Origin of the sequence: Gemmatimonas sp., assembly GCF_046594945.1 — a bacterium.
Taxonomy (GTDB): domain Bacteria; phylum Gemmatimonadota; class Gemmatimonadetes; order Gemmatimonadales; family Gemmatimonadaceae; genus Gemmatimonas.
On record NZ_JBKJRB010000069.1, the window covers coordinates 1 to 14772 of the forward strand.

Annotated in this window: 18 protein-coding genes; 6 read left to right on the forward strand and 12 right to left on the reverse strand. The window is 64.8% G+C overall.

The window, feature by feature from the left end:
• From ACLL97_RS07490 to ACLL97_RS07500, 3 genes are all read right to left on the reverse strand, one after another.
• Window positions 1–584 (reverse strand): rhomboid family intramembrane serine protease (locus ACLL97_RS07490; RefSeq protein WP_411279852.1); only part of this gene is annotated, 584 nt, incomplete at its 3' end.
• 6 nt (window positions 585–590) lie between these two features.
• Window positions 591–1289 (reverse strand): VIT family protein, encoded by a 699-nt coding sequence (locus ACLL97_RS07495; protein ID WP_411279853.1) that lies wholly within the window; start codon window positions 1287–1289, stop codon window positions 591–593.
• A 200-nt stretch (window positions 1290–1489) separates the two neighbouring features.
• Entirely contained in the window at window positions 1490–2710 is a 1221-nt protein-coding gene (locus ACLL97_RS07500; protein WP_411279854.1) for an NAD(P)/FAD-dependent oxidoreductase, read from the reverse strand.
• Between the two features lie 11 nt (window positions 2711–2721).
• On the opposite strand from ACLL97_RS07500, the gene ACLL97_RS07505 reads away from it, so the two are divergent.
• From ACLL97_RS07505 to ACLL97_RS07515, 3 genes are all read left to right on the forward strand, one after another.
• A complete protein-coding gene (locus tag ACLL97_RS07505) occupies window positions 2722–3651 on the forward strand; it encodes an ornithine cyclodeaminase family protein (RefSeq protein WP_411279855.1) in 930 nt (309 codons plus the stop codon).
• A 50-nt stretch (window positions 3652–3701) separates the two neighbouring features.
• On the forward strand, window positions 3702–5285 hold the full coding sequence (locus tag ACLL97_RS07510) for an N-acyl-D-amino-acid deacylase family protein (RefSeq protein ID WP_411279856.1): 1584 nt from the start codon (window positions 3702–3704) through the stop codon (window positions 5283–5285).
• A 578-nt stretch (window positions 5286–5863) separates the two neighbouring features.
• On the forward strand, window positions 5864–6256 hold the full coding sequence (locus ACLL97_RS07515) for a hypothetical protein (protein ID WP_411279857.1): 393 nt from the start codon (window positions 5864–5866) through the stop codon (window positions 6254–6256).
• A gap of 423 nt (window positions 6257–6679) precedes the next feature.
• Here ACLL97_RS07515 and ACLL97_RS07520 read toward each other — a convergent pair whose 3' ends face one another.
• Together ACLL97_RS07520 and ACLL97_RS07525 are read right to left on the reverse strand one after the other, a co-directional pair.
• Window positions 6680–7021: a hypothetical protein gene (locus ACLL97_RS07520; protein WP_411279858.1), complete on the reverse strand. Its 342-nt coding sequence runs from the start codon at window positions 7019–7021 to the stop codon at window positions 6680–6682.
• Window positions 7022–7130: 109 nt separating this feature from the next.
• Complete coding sequence (locus ACLL97_RS07525) at window positions 7131–7556, reverse strand: anthrone oxygenase family protein (protein ID WP_411279859.1); 426 nt, start codon at window positions 7554–7556, stop codon at window positions 7131–7133.
• Window positions 7557–8035: 479 nt separating this feature from the next.
• Between ACLL97_RS07525 and ACLL97_RS07530 the strand changes: the two genes are divergently transcribed.
• From ACLL97_RS07530 to ACLL97_RS07540, 3 genes are read left to right on the forward strand one after another with little or no spacing between them, the layout of a single operon-like run.
• Window positions 8036–8635 carry a transposase gene (locus ACLL97_RS07530; RefSeq protein WP_411279860.1) on the forward strand — a complete coding sequence of 200 codons (600 nt, stop codon included), beginning with the start codon at window positions 8036–8038 and terminating at the stop codon, window positions 8633–8635.
• Between the two features lie 21 nt (window positions 8636–8656).
• Window positions 8657–9256: a transposase gene (locus ACLL97_RS07535; RefSeq protein WP_411279861.1), complete on the forward strand. Its 600-nt coding sequence runs from the start codon at window positions 8657–8659 to the stop codon at window positions 9254–9256.
• Window positions 9257–9307: 51 nt separating this feature from the next.
• On the forward strand, window positions 9308–9661 hold the full coding sequence (locus ACLL97_RS07540; RefSeq protein ID WP_411279862.1) for a transposase: 354 nt from the start codon (window positions 9308–9310) through the stop codon (window positions 9659–9661).
• 88 nt (window positions 9662–9749) lie between these two features.
• Here ACLL97_RS07540 and ACLL97_RS07545 read toward each other — a convergent pair whose 3' ends face one another.
• The 7 genes from ACLL97_RS07545 to ACLL97_RS07575 form a co-directional block, all read right to left on the reverse strand.
• A complete protein-coding gene (locus ACLL97_RS07545; RefSeq protein ID WP_411279863.1) occupies window positions 9750–10199 on the reverse strand; it encodes a type II toxin-antitoxin system VapC family toxin in 450 nt (149 codons plus the stop codon).
• On the reverse strand, window positions 10196–10435 hold the full coding sequence (locus ACLL97_RS07550) for a hypothetical protein (RefSeq protein ID WP_411279864.1): 240 nt from the start codon (window positions 10433–10435) through the stop codon (window positions 10196–10198). Before ACLL97_RS07550 ends, ACLL97_RS07545 begins: the two co-directional genes overlap by 4 nt.
• A gap of 189 nt (window positions 10436–10624) precedes the next feature.
• Window positions 10625–10966 (reverse strand): type II toxin-antitoxin system PemK/MazF family toxin, encoded by a 342-nt coding sequence (locus ACLL97_RS07555; protein WP_411279865.1) that lies wholly within the window; start codon window positions 10964–10966, stop codon window positions 10625–10627.
• A gap of 1062 nt (window positions 10967–12028) precedes the next feature.
• A complete protein-coding gene (locus tag ACLL97_RS07560; RefSeq protein WP_411279866.1) occupies window positions 12029–12241 on the reverse strand; it encodes a putative quinol monooxygenase in 213 nt (70 codons plus the stop codon).
• Complete coding sequence (locus ACLL97_RS07565; protein ID WP_411279867.1) at window positions 12238–13038, reverse strand: alpha/beta fold hydrolase; 801 nt, start codon at window positions 13036–13038, stop codon at window positions 12238–12240. Before ACLL97_RS07565 ends, ACLL97_RS07560 begins: the two co-directional genes overlap by 4 nt.
• A 45-nt stretch (window positions 13039–13083) precedes the next feature.
• Complete coding sequence (locus ACLL97_RS07570) at window positions 13084–13428, reverse strand: hypothetical protein (protein WP_411279868.1); 345 nt, start codon at window positions 13426–13428, stop codon at window positions 13084–13086.
• Window positions 13429–13451: 23 nt separating this feature from the next.
• Window positions 13452–13619 carry a hypothetical protein gene (locus tag ACLL97_RS07575; RefSeq protein WP_411279869.1) on the reverse strand — a complete coding sequence of 56 codons (168 nt, stop codon included), beginning with the start codon at window positions 13617–13619 and terminating at the stop codon, window positions 13452–13454.
• Window positions 13620–14772: the final 1153 nt, after the last annotated feature.

Below are 14772 nucleotides of genomic sequence, written 5' to 3' on the forward strand. Positions count from 1 at the left end.
CGCCCGCCCTTGTACCGCCGTGCCGCCAGCACCCCGGCAATGAACCCACCCAAGTGTGATTGCCAGCTGATCCCCACCTGTCCCGGCGCAATACCGAGCACTAACCCGCCCCACAGCACCGCCACCAGGATACTGAGCGAAATGCTCATGAAGCTGCGCGCGTACCAGCCACCGAGCAGCAGAAAGCCGAAGTAGCCGAACACGACGCCGCTGGCGCCGATGTGGACTGAGCCGGGCGCCCCGAGCAGCCACGCCATGAGCCCCGAGCCCAGCATTGCGAACAGCGTAACCGGCAGGAAGTGACGCGCGTCGCGCAACATCACCAGCCAGCCCATCGCCAGAAACGGAATGGTGTTGGCGATGAGATGCTGCATGTTGGCGTGCAGAAACGGCGCGAACAGAATGCCACGGAGGCCCGTGAGTGTTCGTGGAATCACGCCGTATTGCATCAGCGCCCCGCCGGCGATGCCGTTCACGACGAACGCGGTCCACGTGGCACCAACGGTGGCGCTGAGCGTGGTGACTTGCGATGTGAAGGTGCGGGTGACGCGCTTGGCGCTCTGGACCACCGGTAATTTTGCCATCGCGCGTTACACCGGAGACCCAACGAGCTTGCCGATCAACGCCGTGGACACCATCGCGAGCGCGCCCCAGAACGTGACGCGCGCGGCGCCGCGCAACAGCGAGGCACCACCGAGTTGCGCCGCGAGCATGCCGAGCGCTCCGAGCGCCACGATGGTGGAGCCGAACACGAGCGGCGTGAGAATCGCCGTGGGTGCCACGAACACAAAGAGCACGGGAAGCCCGGCGCCGACGGCAAACGCAGCCGCCGATGCCAGCGCCGCCTGAATAGGACGCGCACGCGTAAGGTCGTGAATCCCCAACTCATCGCGCGCGTGGGCACCGAGCGCGTCGTGCGCGGTGAGTTCGACGGCCACCTGCTTCGCCAGCTCCAGGCTCAGTCCGCGTGATACGTAGATGCCCGCCAACTCCGCGAGTTCATGTTCGGGCTGCGTGGCCAGCTCCATTCTCTCGCGCGCCAAGTCGGCCGTTTCCGTATCGGACTGCGAGCTCACCGATACGTACTCGCCGGCGGCCATCGACAACGCCCCGGCCACCAGTCCGGCCAATGCCGCCACCACCACCAACGCGCGATCCGGCTGCGCGGCCGCCACACCGACCACGAGACTGCTGGTCGAGATCAGTCCATCGTTCGCGCCAAGCACGGCCGCCCGCAGCCAGCCGCTGTTGGCGCCTTTGTGTGTTTCCGAATGGACAGCGGCGGACATGGACGTACCGGGAAAGAGGAACGATGACACCGACGCAACGGCTACGACAAAAGCACAGGCAAAGCAACAGCTGGAACACGGATAAGACGGATCAACGGAAACTACACGGACAAGCAAACTGCGCTCGGTGCGTATCCGCGGTGTTTCGCGTCATCCGATGCAATCCGTGTTCGTGCATTTGAGCGGCGCCGAACGACACACTAGATAATGTTGCGCTCCACCAGCGGCGCATTGGCCGCGATCCGCTCAAGCGCCAGTGGTGAGAGATCGAGCGTGTGATACGCCCCCGTGGCCATCAGCTCGGCCATGCCGAGCCCCACCGCCGGCGCTTGCTGCAGCCCGTGTCCCGAGAAGCCCGCCGCCACGAATGCGTTGCTGATGCCGGGTAATCGACCAACCAGTCCGTTCTGGTCGAAGCTGTTGTACTCGTAGTACCCTGCCCACGAGCCAGTCACGCGCAGGGCGTCGAACTGCGGCACACGCTCAGCCAGCCGCGGCCACAGCCACTGGTCGAACAGTCCGTGATCCACCTGATCGAGCGGTGCATCGTCGATATCCACACCGCGCGGCGGTGCGCCGCAGAGGAACTGTCCGGTGTCACCATCGGGACGAAACCAGAAGCCGCTGGGGTCGATCACCAGCGGACATCCCGCCAGGGGGGCGTTGGCCTGCAACGAGAACACGTCACGCTTGCGGGCGCGAACCGGTAGCTCAAAGCCAAGTGCCGCCGACACGGGCGACGACCAGGCACCGGCGGCAATGAGCACGGCATCGGCGGCAATGCGTTCGCCCTGCGCCGTGATCACCGACTTCACCGCGCCGTTGCGCGTGTCGAAGTCGACCGCCTCGGCCTCGATGAAGCGCGCGCCGAATGCGATGGCGTGCTGCCGGAACGCCTGCAACGCGCGGTATCCGTCGAACCAGCCTTCACCGCTCAGCGCCGACGACAGTCCCAGTGATCCGAGGGTAATGTGTTCCGTAGAGAGCCACGGGAAACGTGCGGCAAGCTCGAGGGGTGACAGCAGGGCGACTGCAGCGCCGCACTGCGTTTGCAGCGCCTGATTCTCCGCGAGCACGTGTGCGCCGGCGTCGGTGGCGAGAAACAGGTAGCCCGGCTCCACGAGGCCGATACCCGGATACTCGGTGCCCACCGCCAAGTGGTGGCCGATGTCGCGATAGAAGAGTAGGCTCTGTTGCGAGATCCGAATATTGATTTCGGTGGAGAACTGCTGCCGAATGGCGCAGGCCGACAACGCACTCGATGCCCGAGCGTATGACCCGTCGCGCTCCAGGACGGTGGCGCGAATGCCGTAGCGCGTGGCAAGAAAGGAGGCGGTGGCCGCGCCCATCACTCCACCGCCGATGATCACGACCTTCATCGACGGGTCCCACTGCTGGTTCCGCATGGCGTCTGGAGACATAGAATCCCAAGATGCTGCCCTACCATTCGGCCGAACAGGTCCACGCCGCCCTGCCGTGGTCCACGCTGGTGCCCGCGCTGCGCGATGCCTTCGCGGCGGGGGCCACGGTGCCGCGCCGCCATGCGCACGCGCTGAGCGAGCGGGACTCGTTGTTGCTGATGCCGGCGTGGAGCGACTGCGCCCTTGGTGTGAAGGTCGTGACGGTGATGCCCGACTCCCGCTCGGCCCGCACCGTGCAGGCGCTGTACATCCTGCTCGATCGACACACCGGCGAACCACGTGCGGTGCTCGATGGCGAGGCGCTCACAGTGCGTCGTACGGCCGCCACGTCGGTGTTGGCCGCCACGTATCTGGCGCGCGACAGCGCGAGCGACTTGCTGGTGATCGGCACGGGCACGTTGGCGCCGTATATGGTGCGCGCCTACTGCGCGATGCGCCCGGCGATCACGCGCGTGCGGATCTGGGGACGTTCGACCTCGCGCGCCGCTGCGGTCGCGGCCACGTTGGCCAGCGAGGGGCTGCCGGTGGAATCGTGCGGCGACCAGCCCGATGCATTGGCCAGCGCGGTGGCGGCCTCGCAGATCGTGTGCGCCGCGACCACATCACGCACGCCGATCGTGCAGGGTGCATGGCTGTCCCCGGGGACGCACGTGGACCTCGTGGGCGGTTTCACGCCCGCCATGCGCGAGGCGGATGACGACGTGGTGCGCGTGAGTCGTATTGTGCTGGACAGCTACGACGGGGCACTGAGCGAAGCCGGTGATCTGGTAGGTCCGCTGGCGCGCGGCGTGATCTCGCGCGCGCACGTGGTGGCCGAGCTGCGTGAGCTGGTAGCGGGTACAAAGGTGGGTCGCACCGATCGTGTGCAGATCACGCTGTTCAAGTCGGTTGGACTGGCGCTGGAAGACCTCGCGGCAGCGACGCTGGTGTGCGGCGCGTAACATCTAGCGTACGACCTTCAACGCACTCCTTCAGTACACATCCTCCGATCATGACTCTCCTATCATACGCCCGTTGCGTCGCCCGGCTCGGCGCCCTCCTCGCGACACTGCCGTCTGGCGCAGCATTGCGGGCGCAGAGCGCCGTGGACGTGCTCATCACCGGGGCGATGGTCTATGACGGCACGGGCACACCGGGGCGTGTGACGAACGTGGGCATTCGTGGTGATCGCATTGCGTTCGTTGGTGCCATTCCAGCTGGGACCACGGCCGCGCGCCGTATCGATGCCACGGGGCTGATCGTGTCGCCGGGGTTCATCGATCCGCATACGCATGCGCTTGAAGGCTTGCCGCGACTGAACGCCGAGCGCCGGTTGAGCGCGTCGTCGTTGATGCAGGGCGTCACCACGGTCACGATTGGTCCCGATGGGCGCGGGCCGTTCGATGTGAAGCGCATTCTCGACGAGTCGGAGAAGTTGGGGCTTGGCACGAACGCGTATGCCACGGTGGGCTTTGGGACGGTGCGCGCGAACGTGATGGGTGCGTCGTCGGCGCCAGCGTCGAAGGTGCAGATCGATTCCATGCGCGCGTTGATCACGAAGGCCATGAAGGAAGGCGCGTTTGGTGTAGGCTCGGGGTTGTTCTATGCGCCGCAAAGCTACGCCAGCACCGAGGAGGCGATCGCCGTGATTTCCGCCGCGAAGCCGTTTGGTGGTGTGTACGACACGCATCAGCGTGACGAATCGTCGTACACCATCGGCGTGCTCGAGTCGGTACGGGAGACGATCCGCATTGGGTGCGAGTCGGGACTGACCGCGAACGTGGGCCATATCAAGACACTGGGTGTCGATGTGTGGGGGAAGGCCGACAGCGTGTTGGGCATCATGCGCGAGGCGCGCGCCAAGGGATGTGTAGTGACGGCCGACCAGTATCCCTGGACGGCAAGCGGCACTGGGCTGAGTGCCGCGCTGGTGCCGCGCTGGGCGCAGGCTGGTGGCAATGATTCACTCAAGCTGCGCATCGCCGATGCGGCACTTCGCGAGAAGATGCTCGTAGAGATGCGTGACAACCTGCGTCGTCGAGGTGGTGACAGCACGTTGCTGCTTACGGGCGGCAGCGCGGCGGCCAAGCCGTACATCGGTGTAACGCTCAAGCAGGCGGCTGCACAGCGGAAACTGCCGGCAGCGGAGACGGCGCTGGCGATGATCAACGAAGGGCTCGATATGAGCGTGGCGTCGTTCAACATGACCGAAGCGGACATCGAGACGTTCATGAAAGATCCGTACGTGATGACCAGCTCCGACGGATCGGGTGGGCACCCACGGCTGTATGGCACGTACCCGCGCAAGATCCGTCGTTACGTGCTCGACAAGCCGGTGATCACGATGGAGCGGATGGTGCGCGCGTCGTCAGGGCAGGTAGCGGAGACGTATCGCATCCTGGATCGCGGCGTGCTGCGTGCCGGAGCGTTCGCCGATGTGATTGTGTTCGACCCCAAGACCATCCGCGACGAAGCGACGTACATCGAACCGACGCGACTGTCGAGCGGGATGGTGTGGGTGTTCGTGAACGGGCAGGCCGCAGTACAGGAGCGACAGATGGCGAATGTCTTCGCGGGCCGGGCGCTGCGTCGGTAAGTGGGCCGCGGCCAAACCTGAGGAAAGGCGACCGGAGCCAAACCATCCGCCCGCGTACGATCGCCCGGAGTTCGGCTGGGAGCGTGAATACCACAGGGAAGGACGGCACGGGGAGGCGTTCGGTCTCGCGTGTCGTTCGCCACGCCCGCGTGCTCGCGCCGTGAGACGACGGACCGCTCCGATGCCGGTTCGCGCCACCTGCGCCGTGATGGGTGTGTAGACGGCCGTCGTCGCGGGACGCTGGTGCGGAAGGCGGATCTACCCACGGACCGCGCCGCGGTCTCCGCCGACTTCGCCACGCTGAACGGCCCGCATCGGGCCGTCCGCGAGTGCACCCGCATGTGGTAGTGGGTGTGCGACGTGCTCGTGCCGTAGGGCACTGACCTGCGCCTCGCCCACGCGACGTCTCTAAAGGCAAGGCTGTCCAGTTATCATGACGAGCACCGTGACCAGGACTGGGGGGGACGACGACGTGGATGGCAGCTCGGCCGCGTGGGAGTGGTTGGCGGCGGCGATCACCCTAACTGGACAGTGTTGTATCTAAAGGCGATCAGTTACGCCAAGGTGAAGACGACGCCGTGGATGCGGCCACGATGGCGCAGCTGCTCCGCGCGGAGCCGATTCCGGAGGCGCACATGATCCGCGAGGGACAGCGGAAAGCGCGTGATTTGCTCCGGGCGCGGTTGGTACTGGTGTGCCGCGCACTACGAGGCCAGCGCGCCATTGGCGCGTTGCTCGAGAAGTACAAGGTGGAGACGCCCGTGGCACTCCCCGAGCTCCCGCGTCTACAGACGGACCTGCACACGGCGCAGCGGGCGCCGCTCAAGAGGCAGGCGCGACGCCTCGACCACGAACTGCACGACCGGCGTGCTCTGCACGTCCGGTACGAAGCGCCTGCCGTGCGCACAGACCCTGTGGCGTCCAGTCCATCGCGGGCGTTGATCGCGGTTGCGTCGCATCTTGGAGGATGAGCACGACGGAACGCCGCGGGCCCTTGCCGGTCCCGGTGAGCATCATCGGCACTCCGGCCGGCACGAGCACGCCGGCGTCGCCTGCCGCCTGCGTCAGGATGCCCGCCGGGGTTTCGATACACATGGAGCCTTCGAGGGTGAACCACGCTTCGGCGCCCGCGTGCCGATGGACCACGGAATTCATGCCGGGCTCGAACACGCCTTCCATGTACACGGCGGCGAGGGAGTCAGCGGGCACGAGCGGCAAGGGCCCGATCTGGGCCACACGGGTTCCGAGCACCGACGGCCGCCAGTCGCTGGGAGCAATGGTGAAGCGGCAACGCCCACGGTGAGTGTCAAGATAGTTGTCGCGGTAGTATAACGGTTCCACGGTGGGCGGAGTGGCGCGCTCCTTTCGCTGCCACAGCCTGGAAACCCACGCGGCTACGGAACACAGCCAAAAGCAATGATCTTCACCGAGGTCTCCGCCGGTAGCCCTGATCGAATCGCGATGGCCTCGGTGCGACTGACTGCCTTCGCCGGCTGATCGAGCCCGCCGAATAGCCATTCTCCCGCTTCGACTAGCTCCATGGTAAGAGGAGCATCTTTCACAGAGACAATGAGCGAATCGCCGGCGACAATGCGGGCACTGATGATACCTGCTGTGCCCACCGACGCTCGGTCCGCCGTCAGCGCTTCCATACTCACCGGCGACTGTGCTGCGGCGCGATCAGCGCTCGCCATATGGATGATCAACGCCACAACCAACGATTGTATCCGAATCATTTCAACTCCGTTGTCTCGGAGGTCCAACGCCACGGTTCAGCTGCAGCCGAATGACATCGAGCGCGCGAAGCGCACACACGACAAATCGGTTGTCCGCTGCAACCGTTTGTTAGACTTCCCGTGGCGCCGAGCGGCGCATCAGCACCGCGACTATCAGCAGCGCCATCCCGCACACGGCGGCGATCGTCCGCGCCGTTTGAAATTGCCACCACTGCGCGCTCAGTTCTACCCAACTCGCCGGTGGCGCGGCAATGCTCCATCTCGTGATCTGATTGTTGATTGGGATGTTGCCGAAGACCGTAATGAGCGCAACAGCCAGCACGGAGCCAGTGGCCGCAACCAGCAGGTAGAACCCCGGGCGTTCACCTCGCGCGAGGAAGGCAGAGGCGGCACAAAACAGCAAGCTCAAGATCACGGTCGTCGGCAATGGGATGGTAAACACCCGAATTGCGTGTTGCATTCCGCCGACATAGGAGGCCGCCGACATTCCGTTTGGATTGTACTCGATCCAGATAACAAACGCTCCGCCAGCCACGAGAGCCGTGAAGAGCAATGCGAAAAAGAGAACGACTGAACGCGCCATACTGTGTCTCGCCCGCTGGGCCAAGTAAGTGAGGTCTAACGCCAATACGGTTCAGTGCTAGTGATCACCGCCGCCGTGCGCTTCGCCGCCGATGAGCAGGCGTATTCGCGAGTCCGCGGCAACGACCACCCGTGGTGGTTCGCGGTGATCTGCGGTACCGCCGTTCTCATCGAACGCTCCCCACGGCGCGTACCCGCCCTACAGTCCTTGCCGTCGCCCCCACCTCACGCGCGGCCGATCCACCATCCCCGTGTCGTCTGACACTGGCCCCTGAAGTCCTCGTCACGGCGATCGTCATCATAACTGGACAGTATTGGGTCTAACGAGGTTGTAGGAAAAGTCTCGATACATGGTGCAGCGAATAACCTCGTTTGCGCGTCGTCATGTCGAGGGAATGTGCGGTACGATCACCGTGCTGTCGAGGATGTGTCATGGCGCGTTACCAATACATTGATACCAATCCGCAGTTTCTCGCGGTCGATCGCACCAAGCAATTGCTCCCCGGCACATTCGAGCATGCACTCCATCATTTGCGCAGTGGGGTGATCGACCGGTCGCACTTCGATGCGCGCTTTCGCCATGAGACGACGGGCGCACCGGCCTATCCACCCGCGATGCTGTTGCCGGTGGTGGTGTTCGCCTACTCGCCGGGCATGGTCAGCGGCTGCGGTATCGAACGCGCCGGCCGGGAGCACGTCACCTTCATGGCGTGGTGTGGCGATACGGTACCGCCTTGTACGACGATTGCGCAGTTGGTCAGCACGCTCGGGGACGACAGCGGGCGGGGGTTTGCGGCGGTGCTGGCGGTGTGTGACCGGCAGGGCCTGATTGGCCGCGAGATGTTCGCGATTGACGGCGTCACGTGGCCGAGCAACGCGTCGAAACACCGAAGTGGGACGCGGGCCGATTTCGAGAAGCAGGCGGCAAAACTGGAAGCGGCCGCGACGACCATGCTCGCCCGTCATCGCGAGGCGGACGGGCTGCCCGTTGAGCCGGACGGGGCCGCCAAAGCGGTCGCTCGGGTGGCGTGACTCAAGAACGATGCCGCGCCGATGCGAGGGTGGCTCGCGGCGCATCCGCACGACCGGCCGGGCGCGAAAGGGGCGATTCGCCAGCGCCATCGCATCGACAGTGCGCGGGCGAAGATGGCCACGAGTCAAGGCGGCATTCAGGGGTACACGGGCGTCGCCGCGGTGGATCGGAAACACCAGATCCTCGTCGACGCCCACGCCCACGGGACCGAGTCGGAACAGGAAATCTTGCTCCCGCTGGTCACCGCGATCCGGCCGCTGCTCACGAAGGACTCCCGCATGACCGCCGACGCGGGCTATCACCGCGACGCGCATCTCCAAGAACTTGCGGCGCTGCCGGTGGACGCGCTCATCGCCGACCATGCTATGCGAAAACGGGATGACCGCGTCGCGACGCAAGCGCGGCATCAGCACAAACCCGATCCGCTGCACAACACGACGCACGTAAAGCAGCCACCCGCCGTGTTTCAACCCGACAACTTCACGTATGACGCGGAGGCGCGCACGTGTGTTTGTCCCGCCGGCAAGGCGCTCTATCGCAAGGGAAAGACTCTGGTGACGAAGGGGTTCGTGTCGGAGCAATGTCGCGGCGCGAAGCGTGACGGTGCACCGTGCGCATAACGCGCACCGTGCGCATAACGCGCACCGTGTTGGCGTACGCCGGAGAAAACCGTGTCGCGCCCAGTCACGTTTTTTCGCGGGCGGGCCGACGCGGCCGAAGAAGCCCAGTCGGCGCGCATGAAGGCCCGGATCGACACGCCGACGGGACGTGCGCCGTATGCCCAACGCTTCGGCGCGGTCGAGCCCGTGTTTGGCAATGTGCGGTACAACAAGGGGCTCGACCGGTTCATGTTGCGCGGACGCACGAAAGTCGACGCGCAATGGAAGCTGTTCTGCCTCGCACATACCATCGGAACGCTGGCCAATACCGGATATGCCGCGGAAGAAAACACCAAGCGATCGCACGTCCCGACACACGAGAAGCAGGTTTCGTCACAACAATGGGCCAATGCCCGTGTGCAATGACGCGCGCGAAGTTTCACCTCGCCGCGCACCCAGACGCTCGGCGTAGTCTGAGATATTCTACCACCTGGCCCGTCTGCAGTAAGCATCGTTATATAGCGCCCCGCGCGATGGTCGGTCGGCGCGGGAACGGCGCTTCGACTCGCAGACCTCTCACCAGCGAACGAATGCGCCTGAAATTTTTGTCGCGGGTGATGAGGCTCCAGCCGAATTCGCGCGCGGTGTGCGCCAACAGCAGATCATTCTGCCACGACGCGCCGATGGCCGCGCTGGTCGCGCGCCCGAGCACGATGCCAGTCTTCGCCCACGCTGCGACACTTGGCGCGACGATCCGCCCGCGCCGTTCGAACGCGCCCAACAACTCGCGCTCGACGAGTCGCCGCGCCGCGTCGGTCCGCGCGCCCGCCAGCAGCTCGCTCGCAACCACGCTCGACAGCGTCGTCCGCGGCAGCGCCCATTCCAAGAATTCTTTGAGGAGGAGCATCTCCGCCGGGCGGCGCAACGCGTCGATTAGAATATTCGTGTCGAGCGTGTAGATCATCCGGCGCGGCGACGGCGACCGGCCGGTGCGAATCCCCCGTCGGCGGCTACGCGATCGAGGGCATGAAAGACCTCGGTCCGAAACACGACCAGATCGAGGGCCGCGTCAATGGTGGCGGTCTCCGTCAGCGCACCGAGAGCGGTCTTTGCCGCGTCGAGCTTGCGCTGATCGATCATGATGTTCTTCCGCTTGCGCTCGACCGGCGCACGGAGCGCCGGGGGACGGGGATTCGCCATGACGACCTCGGAGTAGGGGACTGCGGAAAGCTATCACCCCATACAGATCCGGACAGCAATCTAGCTGTATAACGCTGAGCTCTGCTGCAGCGGCTCCAATAGGAAGCCGTGAATGAGTGAGCGGCAGCGAACGAATTACACGGCGCACCAATGAGCTGCCGTCTGCAGCAGCGTCAGGTTAGCCAGCATTCACGCCGCGAACATGGCTTGGAGCACGCCAAGGATTTTCGATTGCGTGGCGGCCGTCAGCGCGCCGAGCCGCCTCTCCAAGCGTTCGAGATCGACAGTGCGCAACTGATCCAGCACTACATGGCCGTCCTTGCCGGCGAACCGACACGCGACACGAAACGGATACGGAGGACTGCCTGTCGTCAGCGGCGCGACGATGAACGTGCCGAGATGTGCATTCAAGTCATCGGGCGACACGATCACACACGGCCGGGTTTTCCGAATTTCGCGGCCACGCGTGGGATTGAGCGACACGAGATAGACCTCCCCCCGGCGGACCGCCGCGGGCGTCACCACTGCCATTCAGCCTCATCAAAGCGCGTCATGGTCGGAGGATCAAGAAGCGGCGCAGGTCCACCCTTTGCCGCCGCGTCCGCCCAGCCAGCGCGGGGGGCGATCACTGCAGTTATCACCAAGGCACCCGCTTGGACGCGAATCTCGACCTCATCGGTGAGACCGGCTTCTTCGAGTAGCGGCTTCGCAAGGCGGACGCCGCGAGAATTTCCGATCCGGACCAACCGTGCTTTCATAGGCGCTCCATCGAGTGTGTGTACAATGTATCCACCTAACAGCCACCGCGCCAGCATAGCCAGCGCACCCACGCCGTCGCACCTCGATCCTGATCGATCGCCACTTCGTCGACTGCACCAACGATGTAAGACGTGACGCGGAGCGTTGCTGCTGGAACGCTGGCCAACGCTGGCTTCTGCAGCGGGCGCTCAAATCAAACGCGAGCGCAGCGAGCCTCCCTAGCTCGCCCGACTGCTGCAACGCACGTTAGCCCCGAGAAGGAACGACGGAGGCTGAGAACGAACCGCGCATTCGAGAAGCAAAGCATCGACCGATCCACCTGTAGCCGCCCCCTTACTTAGTTCCGTAGGCAACTCCAGCGCACATCTATTCTTGAGTGGCCGGTCCCGTTCGGCGTCGCGTCGAATTAACCAGTAACAGCATTGATAATACGAGCAGGATCGACGAGGTCACGAGTAGTTGTGCAGTGAACGGTTGGTCAACGCCACGGAGCATCATCGCTACGAGCAATATCACCGCGAGGGATCCAGTGATTGAGCCGGCCAGCACCGGCGGCTTGGAGCGACCGATACGTCGGTAGTAAAGAGACAGACCGACGTAGCCTGCGAGTCCCACAAGCGATCCGACAAAGGCGATCCAGAGAAGTACGCGCATGACGACCTGTTATGTGGCTGCTGGCTAACGATCCGATTCAGCGGCGGCGCGGAGCGCCGTCCGCTGCAACCGGTTGTTGGGCAGCACTCCGCGCGCAGGCAATCATGATCACGCCGGCCCGGAGGAGGCCACGCGATGACGGGACACCTCTGCACGTTCGATGACTTGGGTCAGTTCAGGTCATGGACCAGCACCTCGAAACACCTCAAGCTCGGACTCGGAATCCCACTCCTCGTAGACGTTCGCGCGGTCTGGTTCGATTGGGTCTGCGACGACGATGAAGTCCCTGCAACCCGGCGCGGCTCGTGCCGCCACCACGGCACTGCGAGACGACGCGAGGAAGGCCTCGCGCCGCCCCGATAAGATGTAGATTCGACCGGAGACGATGATCATTGCGCGGCTCCCTCATTTGTCCCTCGCGTGCCAAGACTGGCGCTCGCGCGCCGGATCGGCGCAAGGGTCTGTACCGGCTCGTTGCAAAGGAAGTCCAGGATGATGCCGTTGCAGAGTTCCGGCTTCTCGACCAGCAGACCGTGCGAGGTGCCGGGGATCACCGCCAACTCGGAGTCTGGCAGTGTCCGGTAGAGGGCGAGGTCGTGTTCCAGCGCGACTTCGTCATCATCGCCAAGCATCACCAGTATTCGGGACGTGACTTTAGAAAGGTCTGCGGCGGTCAAGGCCGGTTCGATCAGGTGCGTGCGAGCGAGTTTCTCGGCAACCACTTGGAAATGGGCGGCGCCGTCCGGTGATACTTCGCCATAGCTTGCTGCTAGGAACTCTGGGGGCTTGTTATTCGGGTCAATGACTCCGGGCAGCCAGCCCTCGTGATGAAAGACACCGCCGACGAACACCAAGCGAGAGACAAGATCGGGCCGGCGCAAGGCGACGAGGAGCGCGATGACGGCACCATCGCTCCAACCGAGCAGCCGCACCGGGTCGCCAACGACCCGCTCAAGGAAGTGGATCGTGTCTTCGGCCATGAGTTCGAAGGTGATTAGCCCGACGTCGAGCGTGTGTCCATGACCTCGGCGCTCCGGAGTGAACGTACGGAACCTCGCGGCGAAGGCCTGGAGGTTCGGCCCGAAAGCCCTGGAGTCCACGAGGCCAGGATGCAGAAGCACAAGGGGCTCGCCCGTGCCCGTTTCGTCGAACCACGTTCGCACTCCGTTCAAGTCCACATACGTTGCCATTCTGTTGCCCCTCGGTGAATGTCAAGATAGTTGTCGTATAAAGTTCTATTCGGCGACGACGTCCGCGGTCGCGGACTGTGCGTCATTCAAGTACACCGTCGTGCGCGCCCAGTGGCGTGTGGCACCACGCCAGCGTTCGGGGCGGTGCGCGCGCGCGGCCTGATACACCGCCGCGCGCTGCGCGAGCATCGCGATGTCGCGGCCGGTATGCCGATCATCCGGCGTGACAAAGTGAATTGCGCTGGGCTGGTGTTGGTGGTTGTACCACGTGACGAAGGCCGTCACCCAGGCGCGTGCCGCGTCGGGCGTGGCAAAGGGCTGTGTCGGAAATGCGGGACAATACATGAGGGTGCGAAACAGCGCTTCGGAGTAGGGATTGTCATCGCTCACCCGCGGCCGACTGAAGGACGGGATCACGCCAGGCGTTCGAGGGTGCTGAGCATCGTGGCGCCTTTCATCGGCCCGCCGTTGTCCGCGTGCAGCACGAGGTCGGTGCCGGTGATGGCGTGCGCGTGACACACCGTCGTGAACAGCGTGGCCGCCGGCGTGTCGCTCTGCATTGGGTGCACGGCCCAGCCCATGATGCCGGCGACTCCAGATGTCCATGATCAGGTAGCGATACCAGCACACGCCCCGCACGGGGCTCTTGAGGTACGTGATGTCCCAGCGCCACACTTGCTGCGGGCCAGTTGCGTGATGCGCGACGACCTCGCGACGCACCGGCGCCTGCGCGCGGCCACGATGGGCGAGCTGGCGTGCGTCCCGCAGCAGGCGAGAGATCGTCGATTCCGAGGCGACATACACCCCCGCATCGGCGAGCGGCGGCACGATCTGATGCGGCGAGGCGTCGCGATGCGCGGGGCTGTTCACGAGCGCCAAGACGGCGGCGCGCTCGGCGTCCGTCAGCGCGTTCGCTAGGGCGGTTCGCGGGCCCTGCCGCGCATCCTGCGCATGCGGACCGCGCCAGCGCTCCACTGTACGCACGCTCAGGCCGACCACCGCACACGCCGGCGCGCGCCGCGCGCCGCGCGCCGCTGTCCACCGCCGCTTCGATCAGCGCGACGATCATCGTGCGCGCCTCGGGCCCGTGGGATCGTCCTCGTCCGCCCAGATCACCTGGACTTTTTTTGAGCACCAGCAGCGCGGCCGTTTCGGCGAGCGCTGCTTCTTTGCGCCGGAGCTCGCGCTCCAGCGCCACGATCCGCTGCGCCTCGGGCGACGGCCCCGGCGGGCGGGCCGGGGCGCCCAACGCCGCTTCGGGCGCCGCGCGCCACTCCCCGAGCTGCGCCGTGTGCAGGCCCTCCTGCCGCAGCAGCGCGCCGAGCGCCGGGCCGTCGAATCCCTCGGCGGCGAGCACGACGCGCAGCTTCTCCGCGCCGGTCCATCGCGGCGTCCGCTTCTTCGGTGCTGTCATACCATATTCGAGCTCACTCCGTGCCCCCGACCTGTGATTGCCATGCGCGATGCGTGCGCACCGCTCATGCGACAACTATCCTGACACAGGGGGCCCTTCTTCACACGCGAGACTGACTGGTGCTGCCCAACGCCTGAATTGAGCCGAGCCGCGAAGCGGCTTCGGCTTGAATGAATTGTTAGGCCTTGCGTCCGTAGCGTGCCAACAGAACTCCTGATTTGAACGCAGTGACGTCAATCAGCGGGAGCTTAATGGGGGCGCCGAGCCCGCTGAAAAGCTTTGGCTCGCCGTCAGCCGCGATAGGTTGAATCAAAAAATGT

Coding starts and splice junctions, on each gene's coding strand:
- ACLL97_RS07495 (WP_411279853.1), bottom strand. CDS start 1,289: ATGTCCGCCGCTGTCCATTCGGAAACACACAAAGGCGCCAACAGCGGC.
- ACLL97_RS07500 (WP_411279854.1), bottom strand. CDS start 2,710: ATGTCTCCAGACGCCATGCGGAACCAGCAGTGGGACCCGTCGATGAAG.
- ACLL97_RS07505 (WP_411279855.1), top strand. CDS start 2,722: ATGCTGCCCTACCATTCGGCCGAACAGGTCCACGCCGCCCTGCCGTGG.
- ACLL97_RS07510 (WP_411279856.1), top strand. CDS start 3,702: ATGACTCTCCTATCATACGCCCGTTGCGTCGCCCGGCTCGGCGCCCTC.
- ACLL97_RS07520 (WP_411279858.1), bottom strand. CDS start 7,021: ATGATTCGGATACAATCGTTGGTTGTGGCGTTGATCATCCATATGGCG.
- ACLL97_RS07530 (WP_411279860.1), top strand. CDS start 8,036: ATGGCGCGTTACCAATACATTGATACCAATCCGCAGTTTCTCGCGGTC.
- ACLL97_RS07535 (WP_411279861.1), top strand. CDS start 8,657: ATGCGAGGGTGGCTCGCGGCGCATCCGCACGACCGGCCGGGCGCGAAA.
- ACLL97_RS07545 (WP_411279863.1), bottom strand. CDS start 10,199: ATGATCTACACGCTCGACACGAATATTCTAATCGACGCGTTGCGCCGC.
- ACLL97_RS07550 (WP_411279864.1), bottom strand. CDS start 10,435: ATGGCGAATCCCCGTCCCCCGGCGCTCCGTGCGCCGGTCGAGCGCAAG.
- ACLL97_RS07555 (WP_411279865.1), bottom strand. CDS start 10,966: ATGGCAGTGGTGACGCCCGCGGCGGTCCGCCGGGGGGAGGTCTATCTC.
- ACLL97_RS07560 (WP_411279866.1), bottom strand. CDS start 12,241: ATGATCATCGTCTCCGGTCGAATCTACATCTTATCGGGGCGGCGCGAG.
- ACLL97_RS07565 (WP_411279867.1), bottom strand. CDS start 13,038: ATGGCAACGTATGTGGACTTGAACGGAGTGCGAACGTGGTTCGACGAA.
- ACLL97_RS07575 (WP_411279869.1), bottom strand. CDS start 13,619: ATGGGCTGGGCCGTGCACCCAATGCAGAGCGACACGCCGGCGGCCACG.